The organism is Pseudomonadota bacterium (assembly GCA_027620075.1).
Lineage (GTDB): Bacteria > Pseudomonadota > Alphaproteobacteria > Rickettsiales > UBA6187 > 1-14-0-20-39-49.
The window spans coordinates 14336-28299 of record JAQCEY010000012.1; the positions used below are offsets into that span (position 1 = coordinate 14336).

Annotated in this window: 11 protein-coding genes; 6 read left to right on the forward strand and 5 right to left on the reverse strand. The window is 38.8% G+C overall.

Annotated elements, in window-relative coordinates; genetic code table 11:
* Window positions 1-75 precede the first annotated feature (75 nt).
* The 3 genes from O2942_11220 to O2942_11230 all read left to right on the forward strand — a co-directional run bounded on the left by O2942_11220 (window position 76) and on the right by O2942_11230 (window position 4593).
* On the forward strand, window positions 76-2061 hold the full coding sequence (locus O2942_11220; GenBank protein MDA0782818.1) for a lytic transglycosylase domain-containing protein: 1986 nt from the start codon (window positions 76-78) through the stop codon (window positions 2059-2061).
* Window positions 2062-2162: 101 nt separating this feature from the next.
* Complete coding sequence (locus O2942_11225) at window positions 2163-3431, forward strand: GGDEF domain-containing phosphodiesterase (protein MDA0782819.1); 1269 nt, start codon at window positions 2163-2165, stop codon at window positions 3429-3431.
* Window positions 3432-3516: 85 nt separating this feature from the next.
* Entirely contained in the window at window positions 3517-4593 is a 1077-nt protein-coding gene (locus tag O2942_11230; GenBank protein ID MDA0782820.1) for an anhydro-N-acetylmuramic acid kinase, read from the forward strand.
* 7 nt (window positions 4594-4600) lie between these two features.
* Here the strand turns inward: O2942_11230 and O2942_11235 are convergent, their stop codons facing one another.
* Together O2942_11235 and O2942_11240 are read right to left on the reverse strand one after the other, a co-directional pair.
* Window positions 4601-6028: an HlyD family type I secretion periplasmic adaptor subunit gene (locus O2942_11235; protein MDA0782821.1), complete on the reverse strand. Its 1428-nt coding sequence runs from the start codon at window positions 6026-6028 to the stop codon at window positions 4601-4603.
* A gap of 19 nt (window positions 6029-6047) precedes the next feature.
* Window positions 6048-7769 carry a type I secretion system permease/ATPase gene (locus O2942_11240; GenBank protein MDA0782822.1) on the reverse strand — a complete coding sequence of 574 codons (1722 nt, stop codon included), beginning with the start codon at window positions 7767-7769 and terminating at the stop codon, window positions 6048-6050.
* A 388-nt stretch (window positions 7770-8157) separates the two neighbouring features.
* Between O2942_11240 and O2942_11245 the strand changes: the two genes are divergently transcribed.
* The 3 genes from O2942_11245 (at window position 8158) to O2942_11255 (ending at window position 11563) form a co-directional block, all read left to right on the forward strand.
* Window positions 8158-10389 (forward strand): flagellin, encoded by a 2232-nt coding sequence (locus O2942_11245; protein MDA0782823.1) that lies wholly within the window; start codon window positions 8158-8160, stop codon window positions 10387-10389.
* Window positions 10390-10666: 277 nt separating this feature from the next.
* On the forward strand, window positions 10667-11125 hold the full coding sequence (gene fliS, locus O2942_11250; protein ID MDA0782824.1) for a flagellar export chaperone FliS: 459 nt from the start codon (window positions 10667-10669) through the stop codon (window positions 11123-11125).
* A 69-nt stretch (window positions 11126-11194) separates the two neighbouring features.
* On the forward strand, window positions 11195-11563 hold the full coding sequence (locus tag O2942_11255) for a hypothetical protein (protein ID MDA0782825.1): 369 nt from the start codon (window positions 11195-11197) through the stop codon (window positions 11561-11563).
* On the opposite strand, the gene O2942_11260 is transcribed toward O2942_11255, so the two are convergent.
* From O2942_11260 to O2942_11270, 3 genes are all read right to left on the reverse strand, one after another.
* Complete coding sequence (locus O2942_11260) at window positions 11560-12351, reverse strand: prepilin-type N-terminal cleavage/methylation domain-containing protein (GenBank protein MDA0782826.1); 792 nt, start codon at window positions 12349-12351, stop codon at window positions 11560-11562. The two genes, O2942_11255 and O2942_11260, sit on opposite strands and share 4 nt — an antisense overlap.
* Before the next feature lie 124 nt (window positions 12352-12475).
* Window positions 12476-12883, reverse strand: coding sequence for a hypothetical protein (locus O2942_11265; protein MDA0782827.1), 408 nt, complete (start codon window positions 12881-12883; stop codon window positions 12476-12478).
* A 230-nt stretch (window positions 12884-13113) separates the two neighbouring features.
* On the reverse strand, window positions 13114-13878 hold the full coding sequence (locus O2942_11270) for a Crp/Fnr family transcriptional regulator (protein ID MDA0782828.1): 765 nt from the start codon (window positions 13876-13878) through the stop codon (window positions 13114-13116).
* Window positions 13879-13964 lie beyond the last annotated feature (86 nt).

Genomic DNA, 13964 nt, shown 5'->3' on the forward strand with positions numbered 1-13964 from the left:
TTCTTACAGATTCAATGTAATAATAGATTCCGAAACTATTTGCAAACTACTAAATAGAACTTTATAAGAGTGGTTATGTTTAAGGGGACTCTTTTTTTCATTATATTCGTTATTTTAACTACCGTTAATGTGGCGGTGAGTGCAGAATGGGGCGTGGATGAAGATGACATTAAATCTCTGAAAAAATCTATAAAATATATCGAGCAAAAGAAATTTGATTATGCCGTTTATGAGGCAACTAAAACCAAAGATCACGATATTTTCGACCTTGTTCTTTGGATGTCCTATGTAAGAGGCTATGAAGGTCACGGATATGACGAAATAACGGCTTTTGTTTCGAAAAATAATACGTGGCCTAGCCTAAAGATAATACAAAACCGTGCGGAATTCTCTCTCCCTGACGGTCTTCCTCCTGAAAAAGTAGTACGCTATTTTAAAAATGAGGCTCCTGTTACCGGACATGCAATGCGTATATTGGCAGAGGCTAAAATCAAGCTGGGGCATAGTGAAAAGGAAATTAACGAGCTTATCCGGCGTGCTTGGAGGCAGGGGGATTTCGGTTATGATGAAGAAAAGAATTTTATAAAAGACCACTTAAAAAGATTAAGGGCTGAAGATCATCTTGAGAGAATAGACAGGCTGCTATGGGAACATAAGTTATCCGACGCAAAGAAAATAATACGTTATGTCAGCAGTGAATATAAAACATTGTTCACGGCAAGGATATATCTTATCACGAGGAGGAAGGGGGTAGATGCCATTATCGCAAGGATAGATGATAAATTGCAGGATAATTCGGGGCTGTTATATGACAGGATACAATGGCATATGAAGCGTAAAAATTATAACATGGTTTATCAGTATATAAAGCAAGTCAATAAAACCATGCCATATCAGGAAAAATGGTGGAAAATAAAAAACGTTATAATAAGGGAGCTTATTGACGAGCTAAAATATAAGGAAGCTTATGCTGTAGCCTCAAACCACGGAAACGAAATCGGAACTTCTGAATTTGCCGATTCTGCATGGCTTGCCGGCTGGCTGGCTTATATAATAGATAAAAAAGATGAGGCATATAGCCATTTTTACGATATGTATAAAAGCGTAAATTACCCTGTAAGCAAATCCAGAGCCGCTTATTGGGCAGGGCGTGTTTCAGAGGAAACCCAAAACAATGAAGTAGCTGAAAAATGGTATAAACTTGCAGCCGAGCATACCACGACTTTTTACGGTCAAATGGCTCATTTAAAGGTTTTTCCTAATAAAAAGCTGAAAATTGAAGCCGATTTCGGTGATGCTAAAGTAAACCGTGCAAAGTATAAAAATAACAGACTGACCAAGATAGCTTATATGCTAATCAAAGCCGGTGAGCACGGTAAGGCTAAACAGTTCATAAAAGCTGCCATAGATGAAAATAACATTGCAGGTGAGATGCACCTTATAAGTGAGCTTGGAATCGCCCTTAATCAGGTGGAGCTGTCGGTAATGGCTGCAAAAGAGGCTATAAAAAAACAAGTGGTACTGACAAATACCGGGTGGCCGGTTATAGCAACATCAAGCGAGCTATATGCTGATAAACCTTTGGTTATGGCAATAGCAAGACAGGAAAGCCTGTTTGATACTAATGCCCAAAGCGGTGCGGGAGCCAGAGGGCTTATGCAGTTAATGCCTGCAACGGCTAAATTTGTGGTAGGGGAAATCAGAAAAAGCTATAGTGCCGATAGCTTAACCGCAAGTCCCGAATATAACCTGCAACTGGGCAGTTATTATATAAACCACCTTATAAACCGGTTTGACGGTTCATACGTGCTGGCAATAGCGTCATATAACGCAGGACCTTCAAATGTTAAAAAATGGATAGAAAAATTCGGCGATCCCAGAAATGCAACAAATCATGAACAGGTAATAAACTGGATAGAGCATGTTCCTTTTAAAGAAACAAGGAATTACATACAACGTGTTTTGGAAAATGTTCAGGTTTACAGGCATATCTTTAATGATCAGTCCGTTAATCTTGAAAGAGATCTGTTGCGATATAATACAAAATTATCAAGTAATTAGATTAAAATCATTAATTGTTGTAAAATAAGGTTTCTTTTAACAGTTTATTAATAATTAATTTGTAACATTGCATTTGGTAGTTAACCGTAAATATTTTGATAATGTCAAAGAAAAAGAGTAGTGATTCTTTAAGATGTTATGGCGATGTAACGCCTGTTTTAGAGAAAAAAATAAAAAGTTCGTTAAAAAATAACCGCATGGGCGGGCTTATTTACATATCTATTGATAACCTTGCAATGATAATAAGTTCACACGGGGGGGACTACACGGAGGGTTTAATCAAAGGTATAAGTAAAAAAATCGAGAGTTTTGTAGGCGAGTCAGGTTGTGTAATAAGAAGTGATAGAAATAAGTTCAGTGTTATTTTAAGCGATTCTCCTCCGGATGTTATTAACGAAAAATCCAACGAAATGCATAAAATGATACAACATTTCGGCAGCTTTGACTCCCTTGAGCCTATACACATCATAACGACCATAGGAAGTGTCGATTTTCCGGGAAATACTCAAGACGCATTAGACGCGATAGATAAAGCTTATGTCGCATTAAGCGATGCAAAAAAAATGTACTCACACTATTGTGCGTATGAAAATTATAAAAACCATCATGTAGAAGCAAAAAACCAGATGTTGCTTGCCAATTATATTCAGGACGCTTTTTTAAATAATAAACTAAGACTTGCATTCCAGCCTATAATTAACAGTAAGACCGGTGACATAGATTATTATGAAAGCCTGCTGCGTATAGTGAACGAGGATAACTCGATATCGTCGGCAGGGCCGTTCATACCGATTGCCGAGAGAATGGGCTTTATTGATGAAATAGATATGATGGTCTTTGATCTTGTTGTAAATGAACTGGAAAAATATCCTAACCTGAAATTATCGGTAAACCTTTCAAACGTAACGATGAATAGTGCTAGCTGGCTTGCCAATGCACAAAAAATGTTAACAAAAGATATTGCTTCAAGATTGATAGTTGAAATTACTGAAACGGCAGAAGCAAGTAGTATGCATATAGTGGCTAACGTTATATCGGTGCTGCAAAGTTTCGGATGCCAAATAGCACTTGATGACTTTGGAACAGGTTATACCTCGTTTTCGCAGCTAAAAAGCCTACCGGTCGACATAATCAAGATAGACGGTTCCTTTGTTAAAGACATAGCAAGCAACCCTCAGAGTAAATTCTTTGTAAAAACCCTTATGGAGTTTAGCAAGAACTTCAATTTAACATCTGTTGCGGAATTCGTGGAAAGTAAAGAAACTGCCGATATACTTATAGAAATGGGCGTTGATTACCTTCAGGGGAATTATTTTTCTCCGGCAGTCAGCTACAGGGACTGGATGGGTGAAGAAAAAAATATAAGTTAGTCTTATACCTCAATACCGTATTTTACATGTTTAATTTTTAGTGATAGATTTCTTGTGCTAATTTAATTATTACAGGAATTAATCAATGACAACTGAAAAATATATATCTATCGGTCTTATGAGCGGCACTTCAATGGACGGTATTGATGCGGCTATAATAACTACGGACGGAGAAAGCATATATAATTTCGGTGAGTCTGTTGCAGCGGCATATGATAACGCTACTAAAGAGCTTATACGTAGTGCGATTAACGAAACGGCTGACATTCCCAAGGTTGAAAAAGAGTTAACACGGCAACATGCAAAAGCCGTTAAACTTCTATTGGACAAAGCCGGTTTATCCCCTTCGGATATCGGTATAATAGGCTTTCACGGTCAAACCATAAAGCATGATCCTGATAACGGTATAACGGTACAGATAGGTGACGGCAAGTTACTTGCACAACTGACGGGCATTAACGTAGTGAATGACCTGCGCTCAAATGATGTAAAAAACGGTGGTCAGGGTGCACCTTTAGTACCCTTGTTTCATAAAGCATTGGTACAAGACTCCGATATTTCGTTACCGGTTGCTATAGTAAATATCGGCGGCGTTGCAAATATTACCTACATTGATGAAAATAATATAATAGCCTTTGATACCGGGCCGGGAAACGCCCTTATTGATGACTGGATACTGAAAAATAATGCAGGTTCATGTGATAAAAACGGTCAATACGCATCAAACGGTGATATAGATGAAGAGATTCTTGCAGAGCTTATCTGCCACCATTACTTTGATAAAGTTCCGCCCAAGTCACTGGACAGGAACGATTTTAACAATAACCTAATTGACGGGCTATCACTTGAAGATGGAGCGGCAACACTTTCAGCTTTCACAATTTCTTCAATTATAATGGCAGAGAGTCATTTTCCACAGAAAGTAAAGTCATGGTATGTCTGCGGTGGCGGAAGACATAATGATTTCATCATGAACGGTCTTAGAGCAACAACGGAAGTTGCCGTTCACAAAATCGAAGAGTTGGGTTTAGACGGTGACATGATAGAAGCTCAGGCTTTTGCCTACCTTGCAGTTCGCAGTTTAAAGAATATGCCGCTAACTTTGCCTAGCACGACGGGAGTTAAAGAGCCGGTCAGCGGCGGTATTTTAAACGTAGCTTAAAATAATACTACCGCTCTTTAAATGACCTTCTGAACGAGTCTATTATAGGGCTTGCAAGGTAATTTAGGAATGTAGATTCGCCTGTTTTGATAAATGATTCGGCAGGCATACCCGGATATAGCTCGACATCAGCCGCTAGGTTGTCTATTTCTTCCTCATTTATTTCAATTCTGGCGAGGAAATAATGCTGTCCGGTCTGTTCATCGGTAAATCTATCTGCGGATAAATATATCACCTCTCCATTCAAGCGGGGGACAAAACGGCTTTTATATGCACTAAGCATAACTTTAGCTTCAAGTCCTTCCCTTACTATATCAATATCTTCAGGTTTTACTCTGGCTTCAACTATCAACTTATCATTTTGCGGAACTATATCCATTATCTGAGCCCCCGGAGCAATAACCCCTCCAAGCGTATGGAACTGCATACCTGTTATCTTGCCGGACTGAGGTGCTACTATAATTGTGCGTTCCAATACATCACCTGATGCCAGTAGTTTCTCACGTAGGTCTGAAACCTCTTGTTGTACATCTTTTAGCTCGGTCATCACTTCCTTTAGATATTCGTTCTGCACATTTATCATCTGCAACTGTACCTCTGAGATGCTGCCTTGGATTGTGGCTATTTCTGAAATGAATTGGGCAGCTTGACCTTTAAGCTCGGATTGCCTACGTTTTAATGCCAGCAATCTTGGTTTTTGTTCAAGTCCCTTGTCCAGTAAGTGACTTACCGTTTTTACTTCTTCACCTATAAAAGCACTTTGTGTCTTTACTTCGTTTATCTGAGCCGATAAGCCTTCTATTTGGTCATTATACTGCATGATACGCTCTTGCAATATATCCACCTGACCTATAATAGTAGCACGTCTGGTCTCAAAAAGCCTTTTCTGGCTGGCTATCACTTCTTCGCTCTTGTCATTTGAAAGACCTGCTTCATATATAGGGTTAAAATTAACTTCCGTTAAGTCATCTCTTTCGGCTACAAGCCTTGCTTCGGTAGCAAGTGCATTTCTGAGTTGACCAAGCAATAATTGTTGTTGTGCGGTTGCCGAAGTTGCGTTAAGTGTCATTAGCGGTTGACCTTTGTTGACTATATCACCTTCTTTGACTAGTATTTCACTGATAATACCGCCTTCTAAATGCTGTATGGTCTTACGGTTTTCATGAAGCACTATAGAACCTGTAGCGATAGATGCACTCTCAAGAGGAGCCAGTCCCGCCCATAATATGAAGAATCCCAGAACAAAAGCCGTAATTATCATTCCCCATTTAGATATAGGGGCGATAGATTCGGTAACTTCTTTTATTTCCTCTGCGTTATCAAGTTGAGTTGATGCTGCAAGATATGGAAACGGCGAATCATTCTTATTAGCCGGCTTTTTTTCTTTTATCGGCTTTTTATGAAAATTGAATTTGTCTGCTATTTTCTGTTTCATACTATTTTCTTTTTGCTATTTAACTTTGTACAGCCTTTAGCTTAGGCAATACTCCCTTTTCTCTCATATTATTTATTACGGTATCCCTGTCCCCGAAATCCGCAATTTTACCTTCCGACATCAACAATACCTTATCTGCTACTTGTAATATTGCAGGTCTGTGCGATATTATAACCGTAGTGATGCTTCTATTTTTGCCGTTTTGTATTGCCTTCATAAGAGCTATGTCACCTTCATTATCAAGGCTGGAATTAGGCTCGTCCAATACAACAAGCTTCGGGTGGCCGAAATAAGCCCTCGCCAAACCTATACGCTGTCTTTGTCCTGCTGATAACGTTGTGCCGTCAAGACCTATATTAGTCTGGTAATCTTCCGGCAGACGTAATATAAGTTCGTGTACGTTAGCAAGCTTCGCAGCTTCAATCACATCTTCGTCGGTGGCATCAGGGTTCATACGGGATATATTGTCTTTTATAGTACCTACAAAAAGCTCCACGTCCTGTGGTAAATAACCTACATATTTACCGAAATTATCCCTTCTCCAGTTATATACATCTGCTCCGTCAAGGCGAACATTACCCGACGCAGGCTGCCAAACGCCGGTCAGGAGTTTTGCTATTGTTGATTTTCCTGCCGCACTTGGTCCTATAACCGCCAATACATCACCTGCATTTAATTTAAAATTAACAGCCGATATTGTAGGTTTTTTAGTTCCTATAGGTGCGAAATACACATTTTCAAAAGAAATATGTCCTTTTGGCTCGGGAAGTTCGATTGACGAAGTCCTTACCGGAGAATGCTCCAGCGATTGAGTTAGTCTTTTCAATGACTTTCTTGCCGAAATAAAACCTTTCCACGAACCGATGGCGGTTTCAAACGGAGCTAAGGCGCGCCCTACAAGTATTCCGGCGGCTATCATAGCACCTACGCTCATCTGAGCTTGCAAAACATAATAAGCACCGACACCGGTCACCCCGACCTGTACGGCAAGCCTGAAAAACCTTGTTATACTTGAATATATAGCACTTTTACGACCTGCATGCTCCTGTAATATCATGGACTTGGTATTAGATTCCTGCCATATCTTCGTTACATTATCTAACATTCCCATTGCTTCGATAGCTTCAGCGTTTCTGGCTGCCGTATCTGCATAGCTTGCACTTTTTATACTATGCTCTCCTGCCGACTCGATTGCCGATTTAGTGGAAAACTCATTCATTATGGCTATTATGAATAAAAACACACCGCCTATTACCGATACAATCCCGATTGCAGGGTGAATAAAAAATAAGAATATTATGAATATCATTGACCACGGAGCATCAAGCAGAGAACTCATTGCCTGTCCCGTGATGAAATTCTTTATGCTCGCCATATCCTGTAAATGCTGACCTGAAGATATCGTGCGTTTATAGGCGGAATTAGCGATACCGTGAGCAAATAAAACCGGTGACATTCTCTTATCAAGCCAGCTACCTAATTTTATCATCACGAACGAGCGGACACCCTGTATCAAACTTAAGCATGTTAAGGCAAGAAACGCTACCAAAGTCAGCATTACCAGTGTTTCTATAGACGCACTTGATATCACCCTATCCAACACCTGAAGTGAGTAGATAGGAATGGCAAGCATCATTAAATTGCTGATAAAGCTAAATAATAGTGAATAATAAAAAGCCTTTTTACATGCGTTCAGAGATTTTTTAAGAGACAGTAACTTTTCATTTTGATTAACTTTCATTAATAACCACCTAATTAATAGCAGTGATACTGCTTCATTGCGAACTTTAAGTCCTGCATGACAATTGTAATCTTTTATAAACTCAATTTTTTCGAGGGCAGGAATATAACATATTAAAATATTAATGTAAATCAAAGATATGTAATGCAAATTTTACTTATTCAATCAGTATCAACTAAAGGTCGAAAAAGTATCCGACAAATAATAACCGGTGGCTGATTAAGTGGTTGATATTGCATTTATAAACGCTAATTGCGTTAAGTGTTTCTTAATCATTTTGTCGTAACATTAATAATACAATATTATGTAAATTATATGACTCAAGTAGGTCATTATCGAACACGTAGTCTGTAAGTAATTGATAAAATGCGTGTAGCAGGTAACTATTATGAGTATCATACAAAGCTATATTGCAAGTGCTGTAATAGCAAGCATTAATAATACCACACAAAATCTTAATTCATCTATATTAAATCTTGCAGGCGGTGTAAAAACCAATGCAGGAGTTGCCGACCTATCCGTCGGAACAATTTTAAGGAACAACTCAAGCACACTAACACAGGCTAATATCAATGCAGGGCAGGGGAAAAGCCTGCTGGAAACGGCTAAAGGCGGTTTTGATCAAGTACTTGACTTATTGCAGGATATCAAAAACCTGACTGTTCAGGCACAAGATACTTCCTTAACTGCAAATCAGCGTGCTAACTTAAATACCGAAGCACAAACGTTAATTGATGAAATTAACCGACTGGCAAATAATACCAGCTTTAACGGCAAGAACCTTCTGAACGGCACTATAAGCGGAACAGCAACGGCAACGACTGCAACAGGACAAGCTACTGAAAATTATACTTTGCTTGACACAACGCAATATTCTTTTTCAGGTACGGTTGCAGCCGGTGAGCTTGCTACGTCAAACACTTTTGCAGCAGTAACATCGACAAATATAGGAGCAACGGCAGGAAGCGGAACTATTACCTTCACAGATGTAACGGTAACAGGTGACGGCGTATTCACCATTGGCGGAGGAACTGTAAGTTTTGGTAACGGAGCTACCGATAAGGAATCTCTTGCCGCCAATTTTGTAGCAAATGCGAGGGCAAGTACGAATGCTGACGTAAGGAGTTTTATATATACTGATAATTTAGATGGAACGGTAACCGTAACTTCCGCTGACTTAGGAACATCAGGTAACCTTATCGACTTTCAGATAACGAACGATAGCGGCGGTGAGATAACGGGCGTAACGTTCGGTTCAACCAATGTTATTTCGGGTGCTGTCGATATTACTGACGACGGAACTGTCGGAACTACACGTAACGACCCTACTTCAGCCACTGTTGATGCTAACCTTCAAGGACAACTTACCGATTTTACAGCAGCTTTAGACACTACGGGAACATATAACGCCGTGACATTCACAGTTGATATTAACGGAACGACATATACTTCGCAGGCTGTACAATTATTCGGCACAGGAGGTTTTAACTCAAAAGGTAATACAGTAAAGCAGGATCAGGTTATAACTTTTTATAACACAAGCGGTCCTACGGACGGTTCTGGCGTTTATACGGATAACGGCTTCACTTTAACGGTAGCTGCATCTGATATTACTATATCAGGCGGCACGCAAACAGCATTTGAGACAGACCTTACAAATACCGCACAGGGTTTTGCAACGCAGCTTACCGATAACCGCATTAACCAAAGCCGTGACATAGTGTTAGCTGTAGATAATGATACGGGCGGAGATTTTGACGTTGCGTCGGTAAGCTCAAATAATACATTTGCAGGAATTGAGAGCTTTGACGCTATCGGAACAAATGAACGCAAAGACATAGCTTTTGTCGGAGATCAGTTCGGTGATGACGGCAGGATAGGTGATATAGGCAGTTTTGCATTTAACGGAGCGACAAACACCATATCCGTAACCATAAACGGAGAGGCATATACATCGGATATATCCGATAATACGGCAAATACTGGCGGTATAGTAGATGGTGCGGGCAGTTATAACAGCACTACCAAACAACTTACCGTCGGAGCCGGTACTATTTTGGTTTTCCATAGTGCGGCAACTAATGACGGCAGACAGCTAAGAATAGACCTTAGCAACCTGACGGATACAACTATAGAGCTGGACGGTGCTACAAATCAGGCAACATTTACAGATGACCTTGATACGTTATTCGGTGTGTCGAACAATCCGTCCCTTTCATTTCAGGTAGGCACTAGCAGTACCGATACTATAGGTGTGTCACTTGGCAGCGTTCTAACCTCGGATATCTTCCGAGATGATGCCGGAACAACGCAAAACATAGACATATCGTCTATAGCCGGTGCAACAGAAGCACAGGAGGTTATTGACAATGCTATTAATACGGTATTGGGCGAGCTATCTACTGCACAGGCAAGTATTACAGCGTTCACATCGGCAATAACCACAAATAATATAATGATAACAAATTTCGATGCAGCAAGTTCGGCATTGCTTGATACCGATTACGCACTCGAATCAACGTTATATGCTCAATATACATTGCAACTAAATTCATCAATTTCAGTCTTGGCACAAGAGAGCAAAAGGCTGCAAAACCTGCTACAGCTACTTTCATTTTAGGAGGAGTTATAATAACAAGGCATTGCTGACTAAATATAGTTAATACTCCTTAAGTTTCGTCATTCCCCGAATTTACGTAAGTAAATTATAGGGGAATCTCCGGCAATTTGAACCGGATTACCCTATAATTTTGTTACACAAAATTCGGGTAATGACGTAAAATTATTTTGGTTAGCAATGCCTAAAAATGACATAAATATTTTCCGCGAAGTACGCAGACTAAAAGTCAAAACAAGTAAGTTTTCATAAAATATAACAAACCACAGGAGGGGGGATAATGACCTATTCAAACCCATATGCGGCATATAGCCGTGCAAATGAAACAAAAAGCCATGCAGAACAAATATTTCTGCTATATTGTGGAGCTATATCTTTTGTACAGCAAGCAAAAGAGGCACATCAGGAAAACGACCACGACAAAAGATATAGGCTGATTGACCGCACAATGCAGATAATAAGGGGGTTAAGGGCATGTCTTGACTATGAGGCAAACCAAAAGGTTGCAACGGCACTTAATGATTATTACAAAGACATAGATACACTCCTTGTAGCAATTCAATGCGAGGATAATAAAGAAGAAATTTGTGATAAGGTTATAGAAAACCTAAGAACTATAAAAGAAACATGGGCGGAAATAAATCCGGATATAAAGTCGGTATTGGAACCTGAAAGATATTTACCTCTGAATGGCGGAGAGGCTCAGGCTAGTTACAAGCCGAATGATTTTTCCGTATAACGGGCGGCAAAATACATGTTGCACAAGTTCCTATAGTGTTGTAATAAACCTAAAAAAGGTTTGAATATTATGACACAACCATCGGAACAAGATGTAAATTCTCAGGAAGATAGAGCCGTGCGTATAATGCGTTCTGTTGTAATAAATATGGGTATATTACTTGTTATAGGCACTATAGCTTTATTTGTTGCGGTAATAATGAAATCTAATTCATCATCTGATAAAAAAGCGGAATCCAAAGCGACCACACAAGATGAGATATTTAAGCAAGGAGAGTGTATGGCATATAAACAAGTCGATGTGCCGCTAATGGGTAAGGTTATTTCATCTGATACACATAATAACATTCTAACAATAACCACAACGGATCAGGTTATAGCATATAACTTATGTACCGGAAAGGTTATAGCTAAGTTTCAGTCAGTCGGAAATAATTAGTAATTACGTTTTGTTAACGTTAGATGTAGTGCCACTATACATCTTGGAATGGTTTCCGATATCATATATTCCTCATTATCACCACCTGCACCATCAGTACAGTTGCTGTCATATGCCGAGCCATCATAACCTGCAAGACCGATGACCCGACCGGTATAAGGTCTGCCGTCATCCATCTTATTATCAATGCTTTTAGCCTGAGAAGGAGTAAACAAAGAACCGTAAGAACGCTGATTCGGAACATGTCCGCCTATTATAAGTTGATTTCTGACCGGAATTGTATTTTTCCATCTATCGTCCGAATTAAATACCCAGCCGCCCTGTCTTGACGATTTAAAAGCCGATGCAGGTATATTAAGTCCTGCTAACATAGCATTTGGCCCTCCGGTGTTGTTATTACCGGTGTATGCTCCTTCTATCAGACCGGCAAATCTTAGATGTGTCCAAGCAATAAAATTCTCATGATTGTCATATGCTATACCGTTATTCATATCCTGCCAATGAATACGGTCATTGCCGCTTCCGTTGCAGTCATAAGGCGCACCGGAGCAGTTTACTCCCAGTGAATAAGCCGAAGCATTAGGCATATCACCTAAAATAGCGTTATATTCCAGATGGAAAGTGCTAGAAGCAGCATCATATTTATTGAATTCCGATATTACGGCACGTATTTTTGCCTGTGTTACAAGTTTTTGTCCTCCTACTATACCTGCTACTATCAAACCTATAATAACAATAACTATAGAAAGCTCTATCAGAGTAAAACCGGATTTTTTAGAAATAGCCATAACCTTAATATAAAAATAATTCAATTATTACAAAGAATAAATTTTAACATAACAAGATTTATAAACCAGAAAAATATTTAATTTTTTTGTTTAAAGGGTAATATTGAAAAATTATTCAAAATAACTAACTACTGATCTCTAAAATAACAACTTTTTTTCTTTTTTCTTGCTTCTTACCGGCTACATTAGGATCTATAACACCTATCAATCGCCCTATGCCTGCTGTAAAAACGAACGAAAAAACAAAAGCCAGTGTAATAACCAGATAAATATCGGCTCCCGAAAAAATAGCTACCGTCATAAAAAAAAGAAATATTGCTACTATAAGGGCTTCTAATAATAGAACTAATAAATAGAAAGGCGATAGAATACCTGCAACAAGCCATATTAACCTTACTCCACGATTCTTAAACTTTGAAAAAAGTTTAAATGTGGTTAAAACTTCTTTTCTTTTACCGTATATACGAAAAACAAGTTTATCGTCTTTTTCGTATATATCGTAAAACTTACCGGATACATCATTGTTTGTCATAATAGAACATTATATCACAGTTTTATTGCAAAGTATATATTAAATGTAACAAATTCTTCATAATGCCGCACGGATTGCATTGCATGTATTGCAGAAGGCTATTAGCTTAAAATAATTTAAAAAAACCGATATAAATACCTATTGTATGATACGTGATGCATTATATGAAAAGTCTGAGTATGATTAAAGGTCTGATTAAAAAATAAAATATACAACATGTCGCCAAAGCGTTACATCAACTTCAATATACGATATATATCACATTGTTTGTTGGTGCATAGTAAGCGTTTTTCAAGGCTGCAACTATCTTCATTGAAGCATTCAACCTCGCAATATTCCTGCAACAGGTCAATGTCGGGTATTGTGATTTCCCGTCCCTGAAAGTTAATGTTTAGGTCTTCGTTAAGTCTTTTCATGGCTCTTGAGAAAGTTTCAGGCTTCATACCGAGTCTGGACGCTACGAGATATTTATTATACGGTAGCTGCAAATTAGTCTTATACTCCCTATCCATTGAAAGCTTTAGCAAAAAACAGCCGACACGCTGTGAGGCGGTCAGCTTGCTTATATGTTCGTATGTAAGGCTTAACTGGTTATTGTGGTGTGATATGGAAGCCAGCATTTTTAATGCGATATTCGGATTTTTCCTCACTTCCTCACGTATTGCACAAGCCTCCAATAACAATACTTTTGCACCGCCGCCCACAACTTGTGTGCTATACGGATAATCAGACCCTTCAAAAGTTGCTGCCTCACTAAAGGCATCGCCTATAGTAACAAGAGAGATTACCGTTTCGTCACCGTCTTTGTTAACCCTGTATAATTTTACCCAGCCTTCAAGGATTATAAAGAACTTATCGGCAGGCTCTCCGTAATGAAACATCTGCCGGTTTTTTTTATATTCCTTTTGTTGCAGCTTACTAACAAAATATTCCAACTCATCGTTAGATAGTCCTGTAAAAAAGGGAATGGTTTTCAGTAGGTTAATATGTTTCATTTTTAATGCTCTAAAACTTAAAAAAATCTTGATAGTAGTCAAGGAACTAATTGTCCTTTTATATAGTTTTATACTTGTTTTTTATA